The sequence below is a fragment of the Pseudoalteromonas luteoviolacea DSM 6061 genome, from assembly GCF_001625655.1.
Lineage (GTDB): Bacteria > Pseudomonadota > Gammaproteobacteria > Enterobacterales > Alteromonadaceae > Pseudoalteromonas > Pseudoalteromonas luteoviolacea.
In genome coordinates, this window is the sequence record NZ_AUYB01000140.1 from 87,650 (window position 1) to 113,159 (window position 25,510).

25 protein-coding genes and 1 riboswitch are annotated in these 25,510 nt (G+C 43.5%); of the genes, 16 read left to right on the top strand and 9 right to left on the bottom strand.

Annotated features, from left to right (window positions below; genetic code table 11):
* Positions 1 to 111: 111 nt before the first annotated feature.
* From aroK to N475_RS22235, 4 genes are read left to right on the top strand one after another with little or no spacing between them, the layout of a single operon-like run.
* Positions 112 to 630 (top strand): shikimate kinase AroK, encoded by a 519-nt coding sequence (aroK, locus tag N475_RS22220; protein ID WP_036975093.1) that lies wholly within the window; start codon positions 112 to 114, stop codon positions 628 to 630.
* Positions 631 to 657: 27 nt separating this feature from the next.
* Entirely contained in the window at positions 658 to 1,728 is a 1,071-nt protein-coding gene (gene aroB / locus N475_RS22225) for a 3-dehydroquinate synthase (RefSeq protein ID WP_063356874.1), read from the top strand.
* Positions 1,728 to 3,173 (top strand): SPOR domain-containing protein, encoded by a 1,446-nt coding sequence (locus N475_RS22230; protein ID WP_063356873.1) that lies wholly within the window; start codon positions 1,728 to 1,730, stop codon positions 3,171 to 3,173. The genes aroB and N475_RS22230 overlap by 1 nt, the downstream gene beginning before the upstream one ends.
* Positions 3,174 to 3,219: 46 nt before the next feature.
* Positions 3,220 to 4,053, top strand: a complete 834-nt coding sequence (locus N475_RS22235) for a Dam family site-specific DNA-(adenine-N6)-methyltransferase (protein WP_063356872.1) — start codon at positions 3,220 to 3,222, stop codon at positions 4,051 to 4,053.
* 10 nt (positions 4,054 to 4,063) lie between these two features.
* On the opposite strand, the gene N475_RS22240 is transcribed toward N475_RS22235, so the two are convergent.
* Both N475_RS22240 and N475_RS22245 read right to left on the bottom strand, forming a co-directional pair.
* Positions 4,064 to 4,252 carry a DUF2970 domain-containing protein gene (locus N475_RS22240; protein ID WP_063356871.1) on the bottom strand — a complete coding sequence of 63 codons (189 nt, stop codon included), beginning with the start codon at positions 4,250 to 4,252 and terminating at the stop codon, positions 4,064 to 4,066.
* 27 nt (positions 4,253 to 4,279) lie between these two features.
* A complete protein-coding gene (locus tag N475_RS22245; protein ID WP_063356870.1) occupies positions 4,280 to 4,576 on the bottom strand; it encodes a hypothetical protein in 297 nt (98 codons plus the stop codon).
* 172 nt (positions 4,577 to 4,748) lie between these two features.
* Here N475_RS22245 and rpe point away from each other — a divergent pair, with 172 nt between their 5' ends.
* The 3 genes from rpe to trpS are packed head-to-tail and all read left to right on the top strand — an operon-like array spanning position 4,749 to position 7,126.
* Positions 4,749 to 5,438, top strand: coding sequence for a ribulose-phosphate 3-epimerase (gene rpe, locus N475_RS22250; RefSeq protein ID WP_063356869.1), 690 nt, complete (start codon positions 4,749 to 4,751; stop codon positions 5,436 to 5,438).
* Positions 5,438 to 6,112, top strand: coding sequence for a phosphoglycolate phosphatase (gene gph, locus N475_RS22255; protein WP_063356868.1), 675 nt, complete (start codon positions 5,438 to 5,440; stop codon positions 6,110 to 6,112). Before rpe ends, gph begins: the two co-directional genes overlap by 1 nt.
* Before the next feature lie 9 nt (positions 6,113 to 6,121).
* Positions 6,122 to 7,126 carry a tryptophan--tRNA ligase gene (trpS, locus tag N475_RS22260; protein WP_063356867.1) on the top strand — a complete coding sequence of 335 codons (1,005 nt, stop codon included), beginning with the start codon at positions 6,122 to 6,124 and terminating at the stop codon, positions 7,124 to 7,126.
* Positions 7,127 to 7,421: 295 nt separating this feature from the next.
* Here the strand turns inward: trpS and N475_RS22265 are convergent, their stop codons facing one another.
* From N475_RS22265 to dapA, 4 genes are read right to left on the bottom strand one after another with little or no spacing between them, the layout of a single operon-like run.
* On the bottom strand, positions 7,422 to 8,534 hold the full coding sequence (locus N475_RS22265) for a succinylglutamate desuccinylase/aspartoacylase family protein (protein ID WP_063356866.1): 1,113 nt from the start codon (positions 8,532 to 8,534) through the stop codon (positions 7,422 to 7,424).
* A 2-nt stretch (positions 8,535 to 8,536) separates the two neighbouring features.
* Positions 8,537 to 9,742, bottom strand: a complete 1,206-nt coding sequence (locus N475_RS22270; protein ID WP_063365981.1) for a PLP-dependent decarboxylase — start codon at positions 9,740 to 9,742, stop codon at positions 8,537 to 8,539.
* Positions 9,742 to 10,482, bottom strand: a complete 741-nt coding sequence (locus N475_RS22275) for a 2,3,4,5-tetrahydropyridine-2,6-dicarboxylate N-succinyltransferase (protein ID WP_063356864.1) — start codon at positions 10,480 to 10,482, stop codon at positions 9,742 to 9,744. The genes N475_RS22270 and N475_RS22275 overlap by 1 nt, the downstream gene beginning before the upstream one ends.
* Before the next feature lie 10 nt (positions 10,483 to 10,492).
* Positions 10,493 to 11,377 carry a 4-hydroxy-tetrahydrodipicolinate synthase gene (gene dapA, locus N475_RS22280; protein ID WP_063356932.1) on the bottom strand — a complete coding sequence of 295 codons (885 nt, stop codon included), beginning with the start codon at positions 11,375 to 11,377 and terminating at the stop codon, positions 10,493 to 10,495.
* A 120-nt stretch (positions 11,378 to 11,497) separates the two neighbouring features.
* Positions 11,498 to 11,674, bottom strand: a riboswitch (Lysine riboswitch).
* A 222-nt stretch (positions 11,675 to 11,896) separates the two neighbouring features.
* On the opposite strand from dapA, the gene N475_RS22285 reads away from it, so the two are divergent.
* Complete coding sequence (locus tag N475_RS22285) at positions 11,897 to 13,591, top strand: hybrid sensor histidine kinase/response regulator (protein ID WP_063365982.1); 1,695 nt, start codon at positions 11,897 to 11,899, stop codon at positions 13,589 to 13,591.
* Here the strand turns inward: N475_RS22285 and N475_RS22290 are convergent.
* Positions 13,581 to 14,192, bottom strand: coding sequence for a hypothetical protein (locus N475_RS22290; RefSeq protein ID WP_063356862.1), 612 nt, complete (start codon positions 14,190 to 14,192; stop codon positions 13,581 to 13,583). The two genes, N475_RS22285 and N475_RS22290, sit on opposite strands and share 11 nt — an antisense overlap.
* Positions 14,193 to 14,322: 130 nt before the next feature.
* The gene (locus N475_RS22295; RefSeq protein WP_063365983.1) at positions 14,323 to 15,201 is read right to left on the bottom strand and encodes a TraB/GumN family protein; all 879 of its coding nucleotides are present in this window, start codon (positions 15,199 to 15,201) and stop codon (positions 14,323 to 14,325) included.
* A 514-nt stretch (positions 15,202 to 15,715) separates the two neighbouring features.
* On the opposite strand from N475_RS22295, the gene ilvG reads away from it, so the two are divergent.
* The 8 genes from ilvG to can all read left to right on the top strand — a co-directional run bounded on the left by ilvG (position 15,716) and on the right by can (position 25,110).
* Positions 15,716 to 17,365, top strand: a complete 1,650-nt coding sequence (gene ilvG, locus N475_RS22300) for an acetolactate synthase 2 catalytic subunit (protein WP_063356860.1) — start codon at positions 15,716 to 15,718, stop codon at positions 17,363 to 17,365.
* Positions 17,362 to 17,604, top strand: a complete 243-nt coding sequence (gene ilvM, locus N475_RS22305; protein ID WP_063356859.1) for an acetolactate synthase 2 small subunit — start codon at positions 17,362 to 17,364, stop codon at positions 17,602 to 17,604. The genes ilvG and ilvM overlap by 4 nt, the downstream gene beginning before the upstream one ends.
* A 21-nt stretch (positions 17,605 to 17,625) precedes the next feature.
* On the top strand, positions 17,626 to 18,549 hold the full coding sequence (locus N475_RS22310; protein ID WP_063356858.1) for a branched-chain amino acid transaminase: 924 nt from the start codon (positions 17,626 to 17,628) through the stop codon (positions 18,547 to 18,549).
* Between the two features lie 80 nt (positions 18,550 to 18,629).
* Positions 18,630 to 20,486, top strand: a complete 1,857-nt coding sequence (gene ilvD, locus N475_RS22315) for a dihydroxy-acid dehydratase (protein WP_063365984.1) — start codon at positions 18,630 to 18,632, stop codon at positions 20,484 to 20,486.
* Positions 20,487 to 20,488: 2 nt separating this feature from the next.
* Complete coding sequence (ilvA, locus tag N475_RS22320) at positions 20,489 to 22,030, top strand: threonine ammonia-lyase, biosynthetic (protein WP_063365985.1); 1,542 nt, start codon at positions 20,489 to 20,491, stop codon at positions 22,028 to 22,030.
* A gap of 61 nt (positions 22,031 to 22,091) precedes the next feature.
* Positions 22,092 to 23,135: an ABC transporter substrate-binding protein gene (locus tag N475_RS22325; protein WP_063365986.1), complete on the top strand. Its 1,044-nt coding sequence runs from the start codon at positions 22,092 to 22,094 to the stop codon at positions 23,133 to 23,135.
* 96 nt (positions 23,136 to 23,231) lie between these two features.
* The gene (locus N475_RS22330; RefSeq protein ID WP_063365987.1) at positions 23,232 to 24,476 is read left to right on the top strand and encodes a methyltransferase; all 1,245 of its coding nucleotides are present in this window, start codon (positions 23,232 to 23,234) and stop codon (positions 24,474 to 24,476) included.
* Positions 24,433 to 25,110, top strand: a complete 678-nt coding sequence (can, locus tag N475_RS22335) for a carbonate dehydratase (protein ID WP_063365988.1) — start codon at positions 24,433 to 24,435, stop codon at positions 25,108 to 25,110. The genes N475_RS22330 and can overlap by 44 nt, the downstream gene beginning before the upstream one ends.
* A 73-nt stretch (positions 25,111 to 25,183) precedes the next feature.
* On the opposite strand, the gene ubiK is transcribed toward can, so the two are convergent.
* Positions 25,184 to 25,447 carry a ubiquinone biosynthesis accessory factor UbiK gene (gene ubiK / locus N475_RS22340; RefSeq protein WP_063356852.1) on the bottom strand — a complete coding sequence of 88 codons (264 nt, stop codon included), beginning with the start codon at positions 25,445 to 25,447 and terminating at the stop codon, positions 25,184 to 25,186.
* Positions 25,448 to 25,510: the final 63 nt, after the last annotated feature.

Sequence of the window (25,510 nt, forward strand, 5' to 3'; positions counted from 1 at the left end):
GACTTGAAATTTTGAATGGAATACTGAGATAATCCCCTCCTTAATTTTGGGGCCAGGTCGTTAGGCGGGGTTTTATTTCAAATTTTAGAGTTCGTTTGTACTAAATAAGATATGGCTGAGAAACGTAATATATTTCTAGTAGGCCCTATGGGGGCTGGTAAAAGCACAATTGGTCGTCACATTGCCGATCAGTTACACCTTGAATTTTTCGATTCGGATCAAGAAATTGAGCGCCGTACTGGTGCTGATATCGCTTGGGTATTCGATATTGAAGGCGAAGAAGGTTTCCGTAAGCGTGAAGAAACTGTGATTTCAGATCTTACTGAAAAGCAGGGCATTGTTCTGGCAACAGGCGGTGGTTCAGTTATCAGTAAAGAAGTGCGCAACAAACTGTCAGCTCGTGGGATAGTCGTGTATTTAGAAACGCCAATTGAAAAACAAGTGGCACGAACACAGCGAGATAAGCGCCGACCTCTGTTGCAAACTGGCGAAGACTCAAGAAAAATTTTAGAAGATTTGGCAGAGCAACGTAATCATTTGTACAGCGAAGTTGCTGATATCGTTGTACGCACTGATGAGCAGAGTGCTAAAGTGGTTGCAAATCAAATTATCGACAAACTAGATTTCTAATAACCAATAAAAAAGGAGGGAGTGGTGATGCTTGAATTAAATGTGGATTTGAACGAGCGCAGCTATCCCATCTATATTGGTCAAGATCTATTGTCCGATCAGGGGCGACTTAGACAACATATTGGCAGTAGTCGTCCTGTGATCATTAGCAATGAAACCATTGCGCCCCTTTATTTAACAGCTTTGCAAGAGCAGTTAAATGATCTTTCCCCTTTACACTTTATTATCCCAGACGGTGAGCAGTTCAAGACCCTAGAGTGGTTTGAAAAGATATGTGGCTTTTTACTAGAGCATAACTGTGGTCGTGATACCTGTCTTATTGCACTCGGTGGTGGGGTTATTGGTGATTTAACAGGATTTGTGGCGTCCGCCTATCAACGGGGTGTGCCTTTTATTCAAATTCCTACGACACTCCTTTCTCAAGTGGACTCTTCTGTTGGTGGGAAAACAGCAGTTAACCATCCGCTTGGCAAGAACATGATTGGTGCGTTTTATCAACCTAAAGCTGTATTCATTGATACCAATACTTTACGTACTTTGCCGCCTCGAGAGTTTGCAGCTGGTATGGCTGAAGTAATTAAGTATGGACTTATTTATGATGCCGAGTTTTTGGCGGTTTTGGAGAGCGGATCAGAGCAACTAACAGCCTTAGAGACACAGATCCTCAATAAGGTCATTTATCGGTGCTGCGAGATTAAAGCTGAAATCGTTGCACAGGATGAGAAAGAAGCAGGCCTTAGAGCTTTACTCAATTTAGGTCACACATTTGGCCATGCAATTGAGGCTGAGATGGGGTATGGCAATTGGTTGCATGGTGAAGCGGTCTCAGCTGGAATAGTACTGGCAATGCAATTAGGCGAGCAACGAGGTGACATTACTGTGCAAGAAGTTGAACGTGTATGCACATTGTTAGCGCAATACAATTTACCTATAGCTCCGCCAAGTGAAATGACATCTGAGCAATTTATTCACCATATGCGTAAAGATAAAAAGAACAAGCGCGGTAGAATTCGCTTTATCGTACCAACGGCAATGGGTGTGTGTGCACTGGTTGATGATGTCTCTGATGAAAGTGTAGGTAACTTAATAGGGCAGTAATGCAGTCTCAAATATTACCAAGCCGAGCTGCCTTGGTAGACCGAATTGCGATGCAATTTGAGTACGGACAAGGCTTAATATGTTTGGTTGGCAACTCCGGCCTAGGTAAAAGTTATTTAGCAGAGAGCTTTATAACTGATAAATATGAAGATTTCTCAAAAGCATTTATTCAGCTTTCCGCTCAAAGTAAAGATGTAGATATCATTCGACAATTGATGGAGCATACATTCCGATCTCCTATCGTCGATCAAAAGCTTTCCTTATCTGAAAACTTTTTCATTTTACACAGTGAGCAGCCAGCGGAGCCCTGTTTGTGGGTAATTGATGGTGCTCGTCACCTGAGTGATGAATTGATTACTGAGCTCCAAACATTAGCAACTAGAGCTCCCAGCACACTCTATATATTAGTGACTGCACAATCTCCAGGTATGTTACCAGGGGCACTGGATATTCACCTTGAAGCTCTCTCGTTTTCAGAGTCGAAGCAACTTATGAAAATGTTTTTTAGAGAGTTACCTTCAGAAGATGATCCAATCTTCAGTACTTTTATTGCCGAAGCACACGGTAACCCCAGTGTATTACTTGGCTGGCAAAAAGATAGCCAAAGTTTAGATCTCAGAGCAAAGCCCCCGACAAAATACAAACAAAAGCACTATTTTATTGCTGCATTTTCTGTCGTTTTAGCCCTGTGCTTGGTGGCCGCTTTGTACAATAAACAGTTAATGAATTTATTTGAACAGCGCCAATCTGTGGTCAGTCAAGAATCGGTTATTCTGTCTGAACCAACGGTACTTGAAGCAGAGCAAGTGTTGAAAGGTGGCGATTCTGATGATGTAAACTTGGAAGCTCAAAGTAGAGAAATCACTACGGAAGAGGCTGCTAAGACAGAACCTGCTCAGGTTTCGCTCGTCTTGGGAGCGTTATTAACACAGCCAGGCATTGCTGAAGAAGCAAAGAGCGTTATAGAAAGTACTACTGAACCTGTCGGCAATGGCTCTGAGCAAGCTGAAGTGGCAGTTTCCAATCCCCCTTCAAATCAAGGGCAAAAAACAGAAGAGGCAGTTGCAAATAATTCAGTAACACTGTCGAGCAAGACCAGCCTAACAAACGCCGAAACAAGCCAACAAACGCAGCTCCTCATTGAAATGGGAAATGACAACACTTGGTTTATCTCGCGTCCAAATACAGAATGGAGTATTCAGCTATTAGCCGTCACTGATAAAAAAGTTGCGGAAGATTTTATCGCAATGCATCAGTTAGATAATCTTAAGGTTGCCGAAGTTCTGCGCAATGGTAAAACTTGGTGGTTTGTTACTTTAGCACCATATAGTCAATTAAACGATGCAAAAAATGCGCGCGCCAACTTACCAGAAGAATTATTAGCTGCAAAGCCGTTTTTTAAACGGATCTCTCAAATAAAGCAGCAAATCCAACAGTCACAGTAAGAAAAATAGTGTAAAATCGCGCTACTTTTGGGTAAATAGATCGATCATGCAGAAAAAAACCAGAGCCTTTCTAAAATGGGCAGGTGGAAAATATAGTTTAGTGGAAGATATCACTAAACGATTACAAAGTGCTAACCATGAGGCTGACACATTAGTTGAGCCATTCGTTGGTGCTGGCTCTGTGTTTTTAAATAGTAACTTTAAACGTTATATTCTAAATGATATCAACGCTGATCTAATCAACTTATATAAGGAATTGCAGCGGGCGCCAGAAGAGTTTATTAGTGATGCTAAAAAACTTTTTGTTGAGCAAAACAACTGCCCAGAAGCCTATTATGAATACCGCAAGCAATTTAATGAGTGTGTAGACGTATACGAGCGCGCCATCCTATTTTTGTATATGAATCGTCATGGCTACAATGGCCTTTGTAGATACAATCTAAAAGGCATATTCAATGTACCGTTCGGAAAGTATAAGCGCCCATATTTCCCTGAAAATGAACTTTATTACTTTGCAGAAAAATCACAACAAGCGACATTTACTTGCCTAAGCTATGAACAGGTATTTAAGGCGTTACCACGCAACTCAGTAATATACTGTGATCCTCCTTATGTGCCACTGAGCAAAACCGCATCATTTACAAGCTATGCTAAAGGTGGGTTTAATCTTGATGATCAAGCTGAGCTTGCTAACTTGGCAGAAAAAGCCGCGTTTGACAGTGGTAAGCCTGTATTGATCTCAAACCATGACACAGTTTGGACAAGAAAAATTTATAGCCAAGCCAAATTAGACGTGATTCAGGTGAAAAGAACGATAAGCCCGAAAGGGAATGCGAGAAACAAAGTGAATGAGTTAATGGCGTTGTACCATCAAAGGTAATTCAGTTCAGCTAATTACTTGTGGCAATAATACCATTCACTAAAAAGATCAGTGACACCACAAACATAACGACAAATATGGTCCCTGCAACGGCATAATGCCAAAAGCGACCTTGCTGAAAATCAAACTGATATTTTTTGTTGCTTTGGACGCCAAACATCGCCGCTAGGACGCTTTGAATGAGATTAATAAAAGTCATTGTTAAGCGTCCTAGCTGCGTTTAGCATTAGAATTGTGAAATCGACGAAGTGTCTTGCTTGTCATCAGAACCGATTAACAGTTCTAACAAGTCTAAGTAGTGGAATTGAGCATTGCTACTGCCACCTGTTAACCAAGCAAACCAACTTGTATGTGCTTCACGTTTACAGTACGGGCTAGTGTAATTATTATAATTAGAATTGGTACACTGACATTGCTCGTACTTTGTAACCACAATCTCTTCGTTCCCAATCGAGAATACACCTACTGAAACTACAGCAGCTGTTGCAAACAATACCGTCCGTGTTTTAAGCCATGTTGCCATAACTATCCCCTCAGCGATGAGCTATCTATAAATAGTACACTATGGATGTTTATTAAACAATCGCTTTATCTACGATTCCTGTCATTTACTCGCAAATTGCACAGGTGTTAATCGTGTAATTGGGTGCAATTTGGGTTAAAGTAGCGTCGACATTTTACTTTAAGGGGGTCCCATGTCATTAGCCAATTCTCAGCCTGAATTTTTAATTGCGCCATCTATTTTATCTGCAGACTTTGCGCGTTTAGGCAGCGATGTGGAGCGAGTCATTAATGCCGGTGCTGATGTTGTGCATTTTGATGTAATGGATAACCACTACGTGCCTAATCTTACGTTTGGTCCAATGATCTGTGAAGCGCTCAGAGGCTATGGAATTACAGCCCCCATTGATGTTCACCTAATGATCAAACCAGTCGATTCATTGATTCCGAGTTTTGCCAAAGCTGGTGCTGATATTATCACTTTTCACCCTGAAGCCAGTGAACATATTGATCGCAGTTTAGCGCTCATCAAGGAGCATGGTTGTGAAGCCGGACTGGTGCTTAACCCTGCAACACCTTTGCACTATCTTGACTATGTTATGGATAAAGTCGATCAGATTTTGCTGATGTCGGTCAACCCAGGGTTTGGTGGTCAAAGCTTTATTCCAAATACGCTTGATAAGCTAAAGCAAGTTAGAGAGCGTATTGATGCATCAGGGCGTAAAATCCGTCTAGAAGTGGACGGTGGTGTTAAGGTTGATAATATTGCGGAGATTGCGGCGGCTGGCGCAGATATGTTCGTAGCTGGTTCTGCAATTTTTAACCAACCAGATTACAAATCGGTCATTGACGCAATGCGCAGTGAACTTGCAAAGGTGCGCTAATGAGTATTAAAGGTGTTATTTTTGATCTAGATGGGACGTTAGTTGACAGCGTGCAAGACATGCATTTAGCACTCAATTTAGCGCTGTCCGATGTGGCTTTTCCCGTGGTATCTGAAAGCCAAGTTAGAACTTGGGTAGGCAATGGTATTGATAAGCTGGTCTTGCGTGGGCTTAGCTGCGACTTTGAAGTGAATCCAGAAATATCAGAAACTTTAGCTGCACAGGCAATTGGTCAATTTAAGCTTCATTACCAACAGCTCATTGGTGAATATGCGCAGTTATATCCAGATGTTGAAAGTGTACTCAGAGAACTATCTGGTACTCCTAAAGCGCTTGTAACCAATAAAAATAGAGCATTTACCTTACAGTTGTTGCAAAAACTTAACATCGCAGCGTACTTTGATGTTATTGTATGTGGTGATGATGGAAACAAAAAACCAGATCCAGAACCGCTTCATGTTGCTTGCAAACAACTAGGGCTTACGGCGCAAGAAGCGATAATGGTCGGTGACTCTAAGAGTGATATTTTGGCGGCACAGAATGCGAGTATGCCAGCGATTGCACTGACCTATGGGTATAATCAAGGTTTTGATTTACAGGAGTTGAAACCAGAGTACCTCTGCGATAGGTTCTTAGATATAATCCCCGTTTTAAATAAATCAGAATTGAAATAAAGGAACAAGATGACTAAACCAGTAGTATTAAGTGGCATTCAGCCAACCGGTGGTATGACAATAGGCAATTATGTTGGTGCCATAAACCAGTGGCTTAAGCTACAAGAAGATCACGATTGTTTCTTTATGCTGGTTGATCTTCATGCCATTACCGTTCGTCAAGACCCTGCGGCGATGCGCGAACGTGTGCTAGACGGAATTGCTATGTACACGGCGTGTGGTATTGACCCTGAAAAGTCAGCGCTATTTGTGCAGTCTCAAGTTCCGGAACATGCTCAATTGGGCTGGGTACTTAATTGTTATGCGCAAATGGGCGAACTAAATCGCATGACGCAGTTTAAAGATAAATCATCAAAGCACGCTAATAATGTGAATGTTGGACTGTTCTCATACCCTGTGTTACAAGCGGCCGATATTCTATTATATCAAGCGGATCAAGTTCCTGTTGGTGAAGACCAAAAGCAGCACTTAGAATTAACACGTGATATTGCAACGCGCTTCAATAACATTTACGGTGATGTTTTCAAGGTTCCTGAGCCATATATTCCTGAATTGGGAGCTCGCGTAATGAGCTTGCAAGACCCAATGAAGAAAATGTCTAAATCTGACGAAAACCCTAATGCTTTTGTTCTGTTACTAGATGAACCAAAGAAAATTGAGAAGAAACTGAAAAAAGCAGTAACAGACTCTGATGAGCAGGCGCGCATATATTTTGACCGTCAAGAAAAGCCGGGAGTTTCTAACTTACTGACGTTACTTTCTGTGGCTACAGGCCGTTCAGTTGAAGCATTAGTACCAGAGTACGAAGACAAAATGTATGGTCACTTGAAAAAAGATACCGCTGCAGCGGTTGTTGAGATGCTGACTCCAATTCAGTCGCGTTTTCGTGAAATCAGAGCTGATCAAACTTTGCTTGATAACATCATGCGTAATGGTGCTGAAAAAGCAGGTGAACGTGCAGAGAAAACATTGAAAGCGGTATTCGATGCGGTAGGCTTTATTCCTCGCCCATAAATACGACTTTAAATCAATTTAAAGGCCAAAGCATTTGATATGCTTTGGCTTTTTTTCACAGAAACGCTGCTGTAACCCGTGCGAGTCGTTTATTACTGTTTGCATAGTTGATTCATGCTCTTTGTATAAAAGGCACTGTGTAAATAGGGGAGCGTATGCTAGTTGAACCGTGATGCGGGAGTGAATAAAGGAAATAAAAAAGGGTGGTGACATAGTCACCACACCTTAGCAAGTAAGCCTTAGACCTACCTACTCTCACGCAATATGTTATGCCATTCCATTGCCGGGATAGCTCTTACAACTCAAAGTAATTGGTAAACAACTTATATAATTCAGTACCTTGGTTCACACTGGCTGACGCAAAATGCAATATCGCAATGCCTTCTTGGGCAAACGTGACCGTTTGTAGTGCAGCCCCTTCACAATACTTATCCATGCGTAGCACTGTTGCGAGTGAATCACCTGTTTTTACATGCCCGCCTAAAGGCGCTTGATAATCCACCATGCCGCCCATTGGTGCGTAGACCGCCACATAATCTTTTAAATAACATGCATAACGGGTGATAGGCTGAGGTTGATAGGCACTCTCAAGCACAACCTCTTTGTGTGTGAGATAGCTTAGAATACTATCCGCATCGTGCTCAGCTTCAGCAAGATCAATGTGCTCTTGCGAGCCTAGTTCTACAGTAAAGGCTTCGACTAAGGTTGAAAGCTCGCGCCCTTGCGCTGCTAATTCATCGCTTAATTGCCACCATGGACAGAAACAGGCTTCATCCATAGCACCATCAAATTCATTAGGGATCAACAAGGTGTGTGGAATATCAAAATATTTCGCACTTTCCTGAGCGTACTCTGGACAGTAGAGGTGCTTTGCCGATATAGGGCCAGTATGTAAATCCAATACAAAATCTGCTTGGTGCGCTAAATGTTGCAGGTGTAAGGCAATACGTTTACCTGTTTTCAATTGATGTTGTGGCCCAGAGAGTAATGCCTCAGTTTGTTCTACCAGCAGCTTTTTAAACTCACTACGAATCGTTGCTTCAGATTCATGCTTATAGCGTGTGACAAACTCTGCAAGAAGATGGCTGTGATCATGATATAGCCTGTTCCAGTTTTCACCTGTAATCGGATCAAAACGACCTAGTGTAAACTCCCCTGATTTTTGGTTGCAGCCAATTGGATTGGCATAGGGGACTAAGGTAACGGAGCCTGCAAGTCGCGCTGATTTTAACTTTTCTAGTAACGCGTAAATGACGGCATTACCTTGCACTTCAGCACCGTGCATATTGGCTTGAATATAGACATGAGGGCCTGAGTCTCTGTCTCCCACTGAAAACACAGGAATCGTCAGAGCTTGGCCATTTGCAAGCTCACCAACTTGGATTGTATGTTGTGTGATTTGGTTCATAATTACCTCAGGTACTCTTGCGGCGTCATGCTTGAACGCACACATTGCACTTGGCCAGCTTGATAGATATATTCTGCGGGTAGTGCATGGCATAAAAAGTACGGCATGCTTTCGGTAAATCCATAAGCACCGCATTGACTGAATATAAGCCAGTCATCTTCATTAATATCAGTAGGAAGTTGATGTTCACCCAAGCTGTCTAAGGCGGTACAAAGTGGACCGTGCAGCGAAAAAGATACCGTGTCTGCTTGACTATCACGTAAGCAGCTTGCCGGGAAAGCTTGATCAGTGACCGCTGGTCGCAGTAAGTGGTTGATCCCACCTGCCATTATCAACTGGTTTGTACCGTAATTTTGCTTTTGCTCTATCACAGGGTTCGCGTAGAAACCGCATTCTCCCACTGCATAGCGGCCAAGTTCCATCCAAAGTTCATCAATATTGGCTTCAGCCTTAAATTGAGCGAGGCTGGTTAAAATTGCCTGCCAATCGATAGGTGTTTGCTCGCTATCATAAGGTATACCGAGCCCTCCACCGAGGTCGAGTATACGTAATGTCATGTTTAACTGTTTTGACAGTGCAACAAGTGGAGTGACCATTTGTTGCCAAAGTGAAGCTAGCTTATCGGCATCGAGTAAATTTCCCCATTGGAAAATATGCAAACCTGCGAAATCTAAGTTTGGATAGTCTGATAAACATAAAGTTGACCATGCTTGAGTACCTAAACCAAATGGTGTCAAACTGTCGCCTCCCAATGGGTTTTTTTCATTGTTTGGCCAGCGTAATTGAACACGCAATAAAATACGCAAATGCGTACCATGCCTGTGAGCCGCTTCTTGCAACCAGCTTACTTGGTTGATACTTTCGGCAACGAAGGTGGTGACTCCAAGTGATAGAAACTCTTCTATTTGACGCTTAGACTTTGCAGGTCCAGTGTTGAGTACGCGTTTTGCATCGATACCTTGAGCCAGTACTTGTTTTAACTCGCCACTACTTGCGACATCAAAATCAAAACCTGCTTTATCTATGGTTTTTATGATGCTTGAAAGTGGGTTGGCTTTTACTGCATACCATAGCTTTACAATCGATTGATCATTTATTGCTTTTAAATGTTTAGCCAAGCGGTCTAAGTCATAAAGATAAAATGGCTCGTATTGTGTCGCTGTCAGTTCGGTAATCGCTGCTTTAATAGGCGTACTCAAGGTTTGCATTAGCGAAGCACCTCTTCTAGCTCTAGTGCTGCGTCACTCTGTTCATCACGATATTTCACAATTAAAGCGCAAGATAGGCTGAGGCCTTGCTGTTGAGCCCATTCACCTTTTGCTGGGCGTGAACCAGGAATAACAATGGCGTTTTCAGGAATAGCCTCGCCTTTATCCAGTACTCGTTCATTGACGCAGTCATACACAGGAATACTCGCTGATAAGCGCACACCAGGAGCAAGCACAGCGCCTTTTTTAACGACTACACCTTCTACAAGAACACAGCCAGCTCCAATAAAGGCATTGTCTTCAACAACTACAGGACTGGCACCAATTGGCTCTAAAACACCACCTACCTGCACGGCCGCACTCAAATGCACATTTTTTCCAATTTGTGCACAAGAGCCAACTAATGCGTGGCTGTCCACCATTGTGCCTTCATCGATATAGGCGCCAATGTTAACGTAAGCTGGTGGCATGATAATGGTGCCTGCTGCAACATAAGCGCCGCGACGCACACTACTACCTCCAGGAACCATTCTGACACCTGCTTCTGCCGCAAACCCCTGTGGTGCAAGGTTGTCTTTGTCAACAAAACCACCTGGGTATTCCGTGTTTGTGCCGTTTTTAAATGCTTCTAAAATACCTTGTTTTACCTCAACATTTGCATGCCAGTTGCCTTGCTCGTCTTGTGTTGCTGCGCGAACAGTGCCATTTTCAAGGTTGTTTAATAGGGTTAACCAGCTCATTTTTACTTCCTTAACTCCAAGATAAAATTGTTGAATTTGCTGTTTTAATAAACGTTGTATCAGTCAGCTCTAAATGGGTCAGCGGTGGGCGCAAACGCGGTGTAGACAGCTGACCTTGCAGATGCATTAATACTTTGACTGGGATTGGATTGGCGACGCTAAACAAACTGTTTACTGCGTCAGTCCACGTGGTAAATAAATTGGGAAATGTGCCAGCGAGAGAGCGGTGCACAAACTCGGCCGTTTGCTTTGGCCAAGCATTAGCAGCAACAGACACCAAGCCTGCTGCACCTGCCTGAGCAAAGTATGGCATCAGGCCATCGTCGCCGCTGAAAATAGCCAGCTCAGGTGAAGCTTTACGGAAAGATTCAAATGTAGCAATGTCACCGCTGGCTTCTTTAAGCGCCCATAAGTTTGGGTGCGAAGACAAATTTTCAATTACATTCGGGCTGATTGAGACAGCACTGCGCCCTGGCACATTGTACAGCATGCACGGGATGTCACTGGCGTCTAGTAGTGTTTTAAACCAATGAGTTAAACCTACATTACCCGGTTTTGCATACAGTGGCGAGCCTAATAAAAATGCATCAATGGGCTTATTATTACAATAAGCAACCCACTCTAATTGAAGTGCTAAATCGCAGCCACCTACTGCAACCATCAAGGGCACAGAAGGGGATAAATCACAGACAAAATCGACAATTCTACGCTGTTCATCTTGTGACAGCGCAAGACCTTCCCCAGTACTGCCTAGTAAAAGTATGCCATTACCTGCAGCTTGCTGAGCATCGACTAGGGACTCCAAAGTCGTGTAATCAACCTGATTGTTGTCGTCAAACGGCGTGACTAATGCCGTCCATAATGGGTAGTCAGATAAGGTATAGTTTGATTTCATCTCTACCGAACTTAAATGCTGTTCGATAGCAGGGAGCTTATGTAGCAATTCCATGTCTCGAACAATTAAAATTCGAAGAGCAATGGACTTAAAAAAGAAGAAGGCTGGCCTTTTCTTTCTAAGACCAGAAGCTCTCCACCAAATATGTTGGTGACAGTCGCTGGGATTCAGCCCAAGCGCCCGAAAGATCCGCAAAGCAAATACGGATTTTTCTCGGCGTTAATTCCCCTCACTAAGTGTTAACGGAGTTTGCTCTCCTCAACTTAGCTACCTGAATAACGCACCTCTTCCAGCCCTCAAAACAGCACTAGATGCTATTTTGCGATAATAGGGTCAGACGGATTGAAACATTTTGGCCGTCTAGGTGTCAAGCTCCAATCGGTAAAAGATTAAATATAAGCTAGACTAAAATGATTGATAACAGTTTCGATTGGCGGTGTGTGTGGAGTACAGGGAGATTAGCAGTTGTTGAAAATCTTAAAAAACTTTAGGCTGCGGTATACTTTGGCGATCTCTATCATGGCCATTCTGATAACAACGACCATGGTTACTATGCAGGTATTACTGTCTCAGCAGGCAATTAGTGCCAATGTTATCAACACCGCAGGTATGCAAAGGATGCTTTCACAAAAGGCGGCATTACTACTTGGGAATGAGTTTATCAAAGGCCAGCAAAACAAGTTTTTTAACGAGCATGCCTTTCTCGAAACAATTGAAAAAATGCGTGTCAATCATGCTTTTTTGGTTGAAAGAAATGGGCAAGGGCACGTGCACTTATCACCCGCATTGATACAGCTGTATTTCCAGCAACCCTCAGAATTAGAGAGGCAGGTAGAAAGCTTCCTTGAGATGCTACTAGAAGCCCATAGTCTGGTGTTGGCAAATCAATTGAGTATTGAAAAACTTCAACAAATTAATGAAAGATCGCAGCAACTTTTGTTGGTTTTGGATCAGGCGGTAACATTACACGAAGAATTTGCCACGTCTAAAGTCACTACATTGCAAAACGCAGAGTTGTTAGTTTGGATTTTCGGATTACTGATATTAGCGATTGAAATACGTTGGATTTTTTATCCAATGGAAGTCAGTATCAAAAATAAAATCAGTCATCTTCAGCGTTTGCGACAAGAGTCAAATCGATTAAAACACAGCAAAGGAGAGTTTCTTGCTCGGGCAAGCCATGAGATGCGTACACCACTGCAGGCAATCTTGGGGTATCTGCATTTGTTCCAAGAGACTAAGCAACAATCTCATTTGGATGTTGTCAGTCATAGTGCGCAGCAACTGCATGTATTACTGTCTTCCATTGATGATTACAATGCGTTGTCTGAGCAAAAAAGCATTAAGCTAGAAAATAAAGTAGCGAAGTTGTCAGATACGGTGGCTTTACCTATCTCAACATACAAAGGAGCGGCTGAAAATAAAAAGCTAGATTTTCAATCTGAGCTGGGCGATGAACTTTTACAAGTTGTAGAGTGTGACCACAATCGCGTTGCGTGGTTATTGGGTGAGCTTTTGAATAACGCCGTCAAGTTCACTGAAAAAGGGGCCGTGCGCGTAGTGGCCCATGGTGTATTTGGTGCCAATGAGCAGGCTAGTCTAGTCTGTGAAATATCCGATACAGGCCCTGGCATATCAAGTATTCAGAAGCATGATGAAGATACTAAAAACTACCAAGGCATGCAGCTAGGTTTAGCCCGTGCGCGTTTACTGGTGAGCATGATGGGCGGACAATTAGTTTTTAATGATTGTGAACCTTGTGGCACAAAGGTGAGGCTTGAGCTCCCCGTTAAGTTAATTTTACAAAAAAGGGCAAGTTTTTATCAGCAAGATGCAACGCAAAACGTTTTGCTCGTAGAGGATAATTTACTCAATGCACGTATTGTAATTTCTATGTTAGAGAAGCTCAAATTAAGCGTTGTACACACGATTAACGGCCAAGAGGCGATTAGTGCATTGCAGAATGAGGAGTTTTCGTTAGTGATAATGGATTTGAATATGCCGATCATGGATGGTTTTTTAGCAATAAAATTAATCAGGCAGTCCTTGGGGCTGGAGTTGCCAATACTGGTACTTACAGCAAACACCTCAGAGCAATCCATTGCGCGAGTTTATGAGTTGGGGGCAAATACACACTTATTTAAGCCTGTTGACTTTGCAGCGCTTCAGGAAAAAGTAGAAGTGCTACTATTGCCAACAGCACTTAGTGAGTGATTTTGATGTTACCAACACCAACGTCAACTTCGAGTTCGTATCGACCTTGGCCCTGATATTTAGTCTTTGAACCTACCATAGATTGCTCATAGGTCGCATTGCCGGTAAAGTTTTTGAGTTTTGTTTTACCCACACCTGATTCCAGATCAATAACTTGGTAGTCACTTAGCGCACTGTGTACTTTTACATTGCCCACACCGACTTCAATTTCTGCGTCATTACGTAAAGTTTCAATGTGGACGTTGCCAACGCCCAACTCAGCTTCTAATGAGAGTGACGCGGGCAGTTTAACATGCCAAATCTGCTCGACATCTTCTTCGTCAATAGTGAGGTAAATTTCATCATTATGTTGCTTTTTTTCAAGCTGGATTGAACTGATAGCAGTTTTGCCAAACCAGCTGTTGTCATTTTCGCGTAATTCAATCTCAACTTGTATGCTATCTCCTTCATAGGTCTCTATGTTTAGTTTGCCTACGGGAAAAGCAATCTCTAGGGATTGATGAGATGTAACTGAAAACTGCTCTTTAATTGTGTGGGACTGTGTAGCTTGAGCTTGCCAAGCAATACTCAAAAAGAGGGGGAACCAAGTTAACTTTCGCATATGACGCTCCATAAATCATTGTTGATATATCCATTGGTCGCAGCTGGGACTAAAAAGGTTTAAAGTAAAATTAAAAGAAGGAAGAGAAAGTTGTAACGCGTCATGAGAAAACGCGTCCACATGACTGATGTTAAATTCTTTTTATGGTAAACCCTTGCTCTTTTAAGAGTGTGATTAGGCCGTGTTCTAGTGGTAAGTGTAAGGCTCCTACGGCAATAAAATGTGACTCTTTGCCCATAGCCGATGAGAGCGATTTGACCCAAGCATGATTACGGTCTTTCAGCAATGTTTTTTCGGCTAGGCGTGCGTACGCAGTGTCATCAAAACTCAAATGGTAGTATTTATTCAAACGTGCTTCATCACCTGTTTTCCAAGCAGTGATCATGTCATTGATAAAGGTCTTAGCATCCTCCATTTGTGATAAAGTTTGCCCCATCATCTCGTCACTCATTTTCGCGACTTCACGAAACATAGAGAGCTGTTGTTCAAATGTTTCAAGTGGCTTAATTGATTTATTAAGTTGCTTTGCATGGGCGATAACTTGTTTATCAATGCCAAACTTTTCACTGTAGCCCGCTTTTTGATATTCAAGTTGGATAATGGTCAACATAACCATCCAAGCTGGCTGCCCACGGAACAGCTCAATATTAATTCCTCGTTTGGTAAAATAGTTTTTAAGTTGTTTATACACAGCAGGGGAAAGCGCTTCTTGAAGCGACTTTACCTCTGTACTGGCAACGAAATTTGCGAGCTTACGCTGAATATCTAGCGGAGATAAGTTGCTCATGTCCAATTCGACAACGGTGTATTTTGATTGCTTAATGGCTTCTTGGACTTGGTCTGGTAGGCCATTCATACTGGTGTCACCCACATGCACTGTGCCAAACAGATAAGATGTCACGCCGTTTTTTTCTGCGCTCCATAGTGCAGGTGCTGCTTGACTTAAGGTACTAAGCAAGAACGTAATGACGAAAAATAGGCTCTGCACAACGTTTAATTTTAGCTTCACAATAGGTTCCTTATTGGGGTCTGAATGAACATCATAATCAAAGGTGGATGTAAATCACAAAAATTTAATAATCAAAAGTGCTATGCATAAAGTTGTTTTTTATTCTGAAGCGAATTGGGCTAAGGTCATCCAATTTAGAGTAAACAGGAAATATATTTCGATTATTGTTGTTTATTGGGTTTTTTATTTCTTTTGTTAGGTGTTTTATATTTTATAAAGCATAGATTTTATAGTTGACTTGGTGGCATGCGCGGGTTACTAATAGAATAAAGAACGGGCGCACTGAATTTACGCCCAAAATTGTTTAGCAGTACAGACTAAGAAATTAGGTTAAGAATTTATGTTACATACAGCAACTCTACTAGTCGTGATTATCAACGTGGTGATTATTATTACCGCGGGGGCTGGTTAGTGCTGTAAGAAAATAACAGCTAAGAGCCCCCCGCACTGAAAAGTTCGGGGGGCTCTTTCGTTTTAGGGCTAAAAAACAGAGCAAAGGGCAATGAGCAAAACAATGACAGGCGCACAAATGGTAATAGACATCCTTGTAAAGCAAGGTGTTACAGATGTATTCGGCTATCCCGGTGGAGCGATTATGCCTATTTACGATGCATTATACGGTGCGCCTCTCAAGCATTATTTGACTCGTCATGAGCAAGGGGCAGGTTTTGCCGCAGTTGGTTATGCACGCAGTACGGGTAAGCTCGGTGTGTGTTTTGCAACTTCAGGCCCTGGTGCAACTAATCTTGTTACCTCGCTGGCTGATGCCATGATGGACTCAGTGCCTTTATTGGCTATTACTGGGCAGGTGCCTACGGCTGCTATTGGCTCAGATGCGTTTCAAGAGGTGGATGTACTCGGTATGTCGCTCTCTTGTACCAAGCATAGTTTCATGGTGGAACGTGTGGAAGATCTAGCTGAAGTACTTCAACAAGCAATGCATCTTGCGACATCAGGCAGACCTGGGCCTGTGTTGGTTGATATTCCAAAAGATATTCAACAGAGCCAAGTTCCATTTACGCCGTGGCTTGCGGATGCACAGGAGTGCGATAGCGCATCAATGCATGAGTTAGATATGGCCAATACGCTCCTAAAAAATGCCGAAAGGCCAATTGCATACGTGGGTGGTGGTGTACAAAGTGCTGATGCGCAAGACGAGTTGATGGCATTTTTGGCGCGTACGCAAATGCCTGCTGTTTCAACTTTGAAGGCCTTGGGTAGCGTGTTGCCTGAATATGAATATGAGCTCGGAATGTTAGGGATGCACGGTACCAAAGCGGCTAACTTAGCAGTGCAAGAGTGTGATTTATTGGTCTGTATTGGAGCAAGATTTGACGACCGAGTGACAGGCAACTTGGCGAAATTTGCTGCGAAAGCAAAAGTAATTCATCTAGACATAGATGCAGCAGAAGTGGGCAAACGTAAACCTGCTGCAGCGTCGCTTATTGCTGATTTAAAAGTATCGCTGCCTCAGCTTGAAGGGCATACAGTGCCACTTTCATGGCGCGAACATGTCAGCCAAATGAATCGCGATTATGCGTGGCGTTATGATTATCCGGGAGAAAAAGTATTTGCGCCTTACTTGTTGAACAAGTTAAGCCGAGATATGCCAAAGCAAACCGTTGTATGTTGCGATGTTGGTCAGCACCAGATGTGGGTTGCCCAACACATGAAATTCAGCCACCCAAGTAATCACCTGAGCAGTGGCGGCGCTGGAACAATGGGCTTTGGTTTGCCTGCGGCAATTGGTGCTCAAATAGCTCGTCCACAAGATATGGTGATCACCGTTTCAGGAGATGGCTCAATCATGATGAACATTCAAGAGCTGGCGACAATTCGCAGAAATAACTTACCAGTGAAAATTGTCATTTTAGACAACCAAAGGTTGGGAATGGTAAGGCAGTGGCAGGAACTCTTTTTTGCTGGGCGATACAGTGAAACAAATTTATCTGACAACCCAGATTTTGTGCAACTTGCAGCTGTATTTGGTATCCCTGGTCAGACGATAACACAGGCCTCAGAAGTAGATGAGGCAATCAATAATTTAGTATCCAGTGAAGGACCTTACATTTTACATGCCTGTATTGATGATAAAGAAAATGTTTGGCCTCTTGTACCGCCAGGTGCGGCAAATGATGAAATGATAACGGAGAACTCTCAATGAAACATCAATTAACTGTGGCTGTAAAAAATCAAAGCGTCGCTGTAGAGCGTTTTCTACGTGTGGCACGCCATAGAGGATTTCGTCTAATGCAATTGCAGCTGGAAGGGCAGGATGAACTGTTTCACGTCAAAATGACGGTGGATAGTGATAAGCCGATCTATCTATTAACATCACAATTAAATAAGCTAGTGGATGTGCAGTCGGTTGATTTGCACACATTACAGCAGCAGGCAATATAACAATATTAAGGTTTTAAAATAATGACACAAACTTCAGAATTTATTTGGCACAACGGTGAAATGATCCCTTACCAACAAGCAACAACACATGTACTAAGTCATGCGTTGCACTATGGTAGTTCAGTCTTTGAAGGGATCCGTGCCTATGACACACCGAATGGGCCGGCTATTTTTAGATTGGATGATCACATCCAACGTTTATTTGATTCAGCAAAAATTTACCGTATGGAAATTCCTTATAGCAAAGAGGAAATTATGGATGCGTGTAAGCAAGCGGTAAAAGAAAATGGCTTCACGAATGCATATCTGCGTCCGTTTGCATTTTTAGGTCACGTTGGACTTGGCCTAAATCCAAAATCTCATCTTGCTGATGTCACTGTTGCGGCAATGGAGTGGGGAGCATATTTAGGCGACGAAAGTCTCGCTCAAGGTGTAGATGTATGTGTGTCTTCTTGGAGTAGATTAGCTCCGAATACGATGCCAACTGCTGCGAAAGCTGGTGGAAACTACTTATCTTCTCAGCTTATTTCTGGTGAAGCCAAACGCAATGGTTATGTTGAAGGTATCGCATTGGATGTCAATGGTTACCTTAGTGAAGGCGCTGGTGAAAATCTGTTTGTAGTGAAAAAAGGAGTACTTTATACCCCGCCAACTACAGCGTGTATTTTACCGGGCTTAACGCGTGACACGATTATTCATTTGGCCAAAGAGCGTGGTTATGAAGTACGAGAAGAGCCGATTGCTAGAGAAGCGCTATATCTTGCAGATGAGTTTTTCATGGTAGGCACGGCCGCTGAAGTTGTACCTGTGCGCAGCGTTGATCAAATTCAGGTAGGTGAAGGTAAACGTGGACCAATTACAACAGAGCTTCAGCAAGCTTATTTTGATCTAGTGAAAGGTCAGGCCGCAGATGCAAATGGTTGGTTAGCGTTCGTAAACGAATAACCAGCAAGCAAAGTATCGATATTTTTGGGAATGAGGTAATGCCGTTTAGCGGCTAAAAACAGGTTAAGGGGTCAACAAACATGGCTAAGTTACGCAGTAAAACTACAACAGAAGGTCGTCAACGTGCTGGAGCGCGTGCATTATGGCGTGCAACAGGGATGACAGATGAAGACTTTCACAAGCCGATTATTGCGGTTGTGAATTCATACACACAGTTTGTACCTGGCCATGTCCACCTTAATCAGTTAAGCGAATTGATGGCAGAAGCCATCAGCGAAGCGGGCGGTGTACCACGAGAGTTTAATACGATAGCTATCGATGATGGTATAGCTATGGGTCATGGCGGCATGCTGTATTCTTTGCCTTCGCGGGATCTGATTGCTGACTCTGTGGAGTACATGGTTAATGCGCACTGTGCAGATGCTATGGTGTGTATTTCGAATTGTGACAAGATCACACCAGGTATGTTGTTAGCTGCGTTGCGACTTAATATACCTGTTATTTTTGTTTCGGGTGGTCCCATGGAAGCGGGTAAAACTCGCTTAGCGGACATCGAGCTTAAATTGGACTTGGTTGATGCGATGGTAAAAGGCGCGGACCCTTCTGTGAGTGATGAGGACTCTGATCAAGTGGAACGTTCGGCGTGTCCAACATGTGGATCGTGCTCAGGCATGTTTACTGCGAATTCAATGAATTGCTTGTTGGAATCTCTTGGTTTGGCATTGCCTGGAAATGGCACAACTTTGGCTACCCACAAAGACCGTCGTCAGCTTTATGATGGTGCAGCTAAACGTATCATGGCTTTGTGTGATGAGTATTATCGCCAAGACAACGAAGCTGTTTTACCGCGTAATATCGCCAATAAAGCCGCATTTACTAATGCTATGACGTTAGATATTGCGATGGGTGGCTCATCTAATACGGTGCTGCATATTCTTGCGGCGGCTCAAGAGGCGGGGGTTGATTTTGATATGGACGATATCGATCAACTTTCTCGTCAAACACCTTTCTTGTGTAAGGTGGCGCCAGCCACACAGCAATATCATATTGAAGATGTACACCGTGCAGGTGGCATCATGGCAATTCTGAATGAGTTGGCGAAGGCCGGTAAACTCGATTTAAACGTTGGTCATGTTGCTGGTGGCACGTTGGGTGAAGTGATCCGTCGATGGGACGCTACCGACGCGAGCAACCAACGCGCGCAGACTTTTTATCGCGCAGGCCCAGCAGGAATTCGTACTACTCAAGCTATGAGTCAAGAATGTCGTTGGGATGAGTTAGATTTGGACCGCGAAGGCGGCTGTATTCGCAGTGTTGAGCATGCCTTCCGTCAAGATGGTGGATTGGCAGTACTAACGGGTAATTTGGCACCAGACGGTTGTATTGTTAAAAGTGCCGGGGTTGTCGATGAGATGCTGCAATTTACTGGGCCTGCCGTAGTCTACGAATCTCAAGATGACGCTGTAGAAGGGATCTTAGGTGGTGAAGTGAAAAAAGGGGATGTGGTCATTATTCGATACGAGGGACCGAAAGGCGGACCTGGTATGCAAGAGATGCTCTACCCAACCAGCTACTTAAAGTCTATGGGCCTAGATAAAGATTGTGCACTGCTGACGGATGGGCGCTTTTCTGGTGGTACTTCGGGTTTATCTATTGGGCATGCATCCCCCGAAGCGGCAAGTGGAGGCACATTGGCATTGATCGAAAGTGGCGACCTTGTTGCTATTGATATTCATGCTCGTTCTATTGATGTGTTGTTGGATGATACCGAATTGGCATTGCGTAAAGAAAAGCAGCTGGCGCGTGGTAAAGATGCGTTTAAACCACGTGACCGTGAGCGTGTGGTTTCTTACGCGCTAAAAGCTTATGCATTATTGGCGACCAGTGCTGATAAAGGCGCAGTGCGTGATCTCGCAAAATTAGAGGAGCTCAGTTAGCTATGGTGGCACAGGAGCTAGACTATTTTAGAGCCATAATCCAAGCAAACATGGCTCCTTTGGTAAGGCAAACGGAAGTAAGTAGTTTAACTGGACTGTCTAAAAAATTGGCCAACCAAATTTGGTTAAAGCGTGAAGATCAGCAACCTGTATATTCTTTTAAGTTACGTGGTGCGTTTAACAAACTGCGCAAACTACCAATGCATTCTCATGTTGTGACGGCTTCAGCTGGAAATCATGCCCAGGGAGTTGCGCTAAGCGCAGCTCACCTTGGCCATAAAGCGACCATTGTTATGCCAGTGACAACACCTGAAATTAAAGTGAATGCAGTTCGCAATTTAGGTGGGAACGTTGTTCTACATGGGCACCACTTTGATGCAGCTAATAGTTATGCCCAGGCACTGTGCGAGCGCGAGTCGGGAGTGTTTGTTCCGCCGTTTGATGACAAAGATGTGATTGTGGGGCAGGGGACCGTCGCTCGTGAAATGATGCAACAACTCGACAAGTTGGATGCTGTATTTGTTCCGGTTGGTGGTGGCGGCCTTTTGGCAGGCATGGCAGTGTACATCAAGTCACTGAGGCCTGATATACGAGTTATTGGCGTGGAGGCGACAGAAAGCGCTTGTCTACAAGCTGCAATGGAAAAAGGCCAACCTGTTGAGCTAGAGCAAGTCGGCAGCTTTGCGGACGGTATTGCGGTGAAAAAGATAGGTGAAGAGACCTTTCGTTTAGCACAAACATACTGTGATGAAGTCGTGGTGGTATCGACCGACGAAATCTGCGCAGCAGTGCAAGATATTTTTGTAGAGACACGCGCAATTGCAGAGCCATCTGGTGCGGTTGCCTTGGCTGGTTTGAAAAAATGGTGTGAACTTCATAAATCGCAAGGTCTTTCTTTGGCTGCTGTACTTTCTGGAGCAAATCTGAACTTTGACAGATTGCGCTATATTGCGGAAAGAACGGCACTAGGCGCAAAAAGCGAGGCCTTGTTTGGGGTGACTATCGATGAGCAAAAAGGCAGTTTTAAGCAATTTTGCCAAACCCTTGGAGGCAGAGCCATTACTGAGTTCAATTACCGCTATGCGGGTGGCCGAGAAGCGCAAATATTTGTTGGAGTAGGACTGCGTGGTGGCGAAGCGGAGTTGCAAGAGCTACAAGCCAACTTGGCGGATAATGGCTATGCATTTACCGATCTATCCGACAATGAGTTGGCCAAGCTTCATATTCGTTACATGGTCGGTGGAAAGCCACCAGTATCATTGGAAGAGCGGTTGTTACGCTTTGAGTTTCCAGAGTACCCAGGGGCATTGCTACGTTTCTTAGAAACCTTGGGCAGTGAGTGGAATATAACCTTGTTCCACTACAGAAATCATGGTGCAGCCAAAGGGCAGGTCTTGGCAGGGTTTCAGCTTGGCCCGCAGGAATGTCCAAAGTTTGAAGAGCATTTAGAGCGGTTGGGATATAGTTATCAAGATGAAACAAACAACCCCTGCTTTTCTCAGTATTTGCAATCCAATGAGGAATATACTCGTAAAGTAGGCTGAGCCAGCTTTCAAATCGGTGTTTCGACTTCTATAGTGTGGGTATGTATTCAAAGGACTGCCTATGAAACACCGCTTGCTTTCGCTTTTTTTTATCAGTTCAAACGTCGTTGCGCTTGAGCCCGTTACCTTACAATTAAAGTGGGTGCATCAGTTTCAATTTGCTGGTTATTATCTTGCTAAGCACAAAGGGTTCTATAGAGAGGTTGGGCTAGATGTCAGCATTGTCCCCGCGCAAAAGCACAATCCAGATGAGCAATTTAAGGTCCTTTCTGGACAAGCACAGTTCGGCGTAACCCACTCTGGAATTCTAGAGCAACGTTTACTTGGTAAGCCGCTTGTCGCGTTAGCTGCGATATTTCAATCCTCACCATACTGTTGGATGGTCCGTGCAGACAGTGATATTTATCTACCTAAAGATTTTCATAATAAAAAAATTAGTCATTTGGGTCGCAGTGAAGGCGCCGAATTGGTATTAATGTTAGAGCGTGCAGGCATTAATGTGACCAAACTGCCCATTTACTCTGGATTGGAACCACTTGCGGATTTTAAGGCGGGGAAGTTTGATGCCCTGCAAGTGTATATCTCAAACGAGCCGTACAAAATGTCGCAACAAGGGATTGCTACTAGGCAGATTTGCCCAAAGCATTATGGCATCAATGTCTATGCGGATATCTTATTTACTTCGGAAGATGTCTACAAATATCGTCCTGAAATGGTTGCTAAGTTTCGCAGTGCTAGTTTACGGGGCTGGCGCTATGCATTGGCAAACCTCGATGAAGCACTGCAGGTGACTAAATATTATGCCTCCGAAAAAAGTTTTGAAGAATTAGCCAATGAAGCTGACAAACTGTTGCCTTTTATCAAAGCGCCAGGGATCCCACTGGGCAATATGTCGGCGGCACGTTGGCAGTGGATAGCCCAGCTGTATCACCTTGATGCAACCAAGTTTCATGATCACAAAAATACCTTTCTCTATTCTAACGACGGTGATGTTGAGATAAATTGGTCATGGATGTTATTTCTCGCAATTGTCCTCAGTTTGCTGTGTATACCTATGTATATTCATTTGGTGTTATTCAAGAAAAAGCGTTTTATGATCAATTAAGTGAGAGAATTTTGTGATGGTGTTTCGGGGAGTTGTTTTCCATGACGACCGCGATGGATTACAATTGGCGCCTAAATGTAGTAACTCAGCAAGCTTATGATATCTAATTTTGCAGCAACTTTTCGGACTCTCGATCAATTACTTTTTGAAACTCGTCAATACTGGCAACTATTGGCATTTGACCACCTCAGTACCCCATGGCCAGAACTTGACGCGTATTTAACAGAGTTGAGCGATTTAAACTTAAGTGCGTTAGATATGGATCAAAGTGCATTGCAGCAAGCGCTTGCAAACTATGTTCCTCAGCTTAGTGAAATTGCAAAAATAATTGCCGTAGAAACGTTAGCGCCCAATAGGCCTGAACTACCATTTTGGTTAAGCAATGGCATTAAAGGGCGTAAGGTTAGTCAGTTGCAAGATTTCGTTGGTGCTTTAAATGAGCGCCGCCTACCGGTATTGGAATGGTGTGCTGGGAAAGGGCACTTAGGCCGTATTTTAGCTTTTACGGGTGTGCCACATGTAGATAGTGTTGAACTGCAAGCACACTTATGTACCCAAGGAGAACGCAGTGCGCGGCAGCAGGACTTAGCGATGACTTTTCATTGTGCAGATGTCTTGCAAGACTCTGTTGCCCAGTACTTTAAGCCGCAACAACATGCGGTTGCGCTGCACGCCTGCGGCAAACTGCATCAAAATTTTATGACTGAAGCTGCAAATGCGGGCTGTGAAAAAATTAGTTTGTCGCCATGTTGTTATCATTTATTCACTCCCTCGCAGTATGAGCCTATGAGTGTGACTGCGAAGCAGAGTAAAGTGACGCTGACACATAATGATATGAAATTGGCATTGCAAGAAACAGTTACAGCGCCTTCTCGCGTCGCTAAGGTGCGCAAGAAAGAAGTTTTATGGCGTCTGGCTTTTGATGCGATTAGGCGCGAAATTACAGGAAGTGATAAATATATTAGTGTGCCTTCGGTGAACAAAGCGATATTTTCAGGTGAGTTTAAAGAGTTCTGCACTTGGGCTGCTGAGCAAAAAAACATTGTATTACCTACTCAAATCAATTATGAAATGTATTTAGAGTCTGCGCGCAAAAGGCAGCAAATTACGGAACGTATTGAACTAGTGCGTCATGCATTTAGGCGTGCAATTGAAATGTGGCTGGTGCTAGACAGAGCTTTGTATTTGCAAGAAGCAGGGTATGACGTGGCACTTAAACAGTTTTGTGAAAAGTCCTTAACACCAAGGAATTTATTGATCCAAGCTGCAAAGCAGCAACACATTGTGGGAGAGGAACATGTGTCAACAGGAGAAGAGTCATCTAGCACACCTTCTGGATAATAATCGAGAGTGGGCGAAGCGTACTCAAGCTCGTGACCCCGAATTTTTTAAAACGCTGTCAATGCAACAAAACCCAGATTATCTGTGGATTGGTTGCTCTGATTCTCGTGTACCAGCCAATGAAATCGTAGATTTAATGCCTGGTGAATTGTTTGTACATCGCAATGTGGCCAATGTTGTTGTACATACTGATCATAACTGTTTGTCAGTCATGCAGTATGCCGTAGAGGTACTCAAGGTAAAACATATTATGGTGGTTGGCCATTATGGTTGCGGGGGGGTCAAGGCGGCGCTGGATGGCGCAAAATTTGGATTGATTGATAATTGGCTAAGGCACGTGGTTGATGTCAAAGAGAAACATCAAGCCGTATTGCGAGATATTACAGAGTTAAAACAAAGTGATGTGCTGTGTGAGCTGAATGTCATAGAGCAGGTACGTAATGTTTGTCGGACCGCAATTGTTCAAGATGCTTGGAATAGAGGGCAAGCACTTCAGATACATGGTTGGGTGTATGGCTTGGCTGATGGGCTGCTGCATGAGCTGATACAGGCTGTCGGCTCTGATGAATTGGTGTCTTCTAAATACGAACAGGCCATGGTCTCTTTGCTGACTCGCAATCAAGATAAAGTTTAGTAAGTGTCTGGTAATCATGAGCAAGCAACTGAAAGTCAAAGTGTTGCTCGCTCATTGGACTTGTTTAAGTGAATTAGTCCGCGCTTTTGTGTTGCTCAAGTTTGGCTTCTAACTCGGCTACTTTAGTTTCTAGCTCGGTTAATTTTTCGCGCGTTCTAATCAACACTTTACTTTGAATATCAAACTCTTCACGACTTACAAAATCCATTTCTGTTAGCTTGGCCTGAATGGCTTGCTTGGTTCTAGTTTCGAACGTCTCTGCTAAATTGCGCACGCCTTGTGGCATATTGCTTGAGATTTGCTTTGCAATCTCTTCGATTTTTGCAGGGTTAATCATGAGTTGGCCTCGTAGCTGGTTGATTGCTTATATCTTACCGTAAAGTCTTTGACCATTAAACGC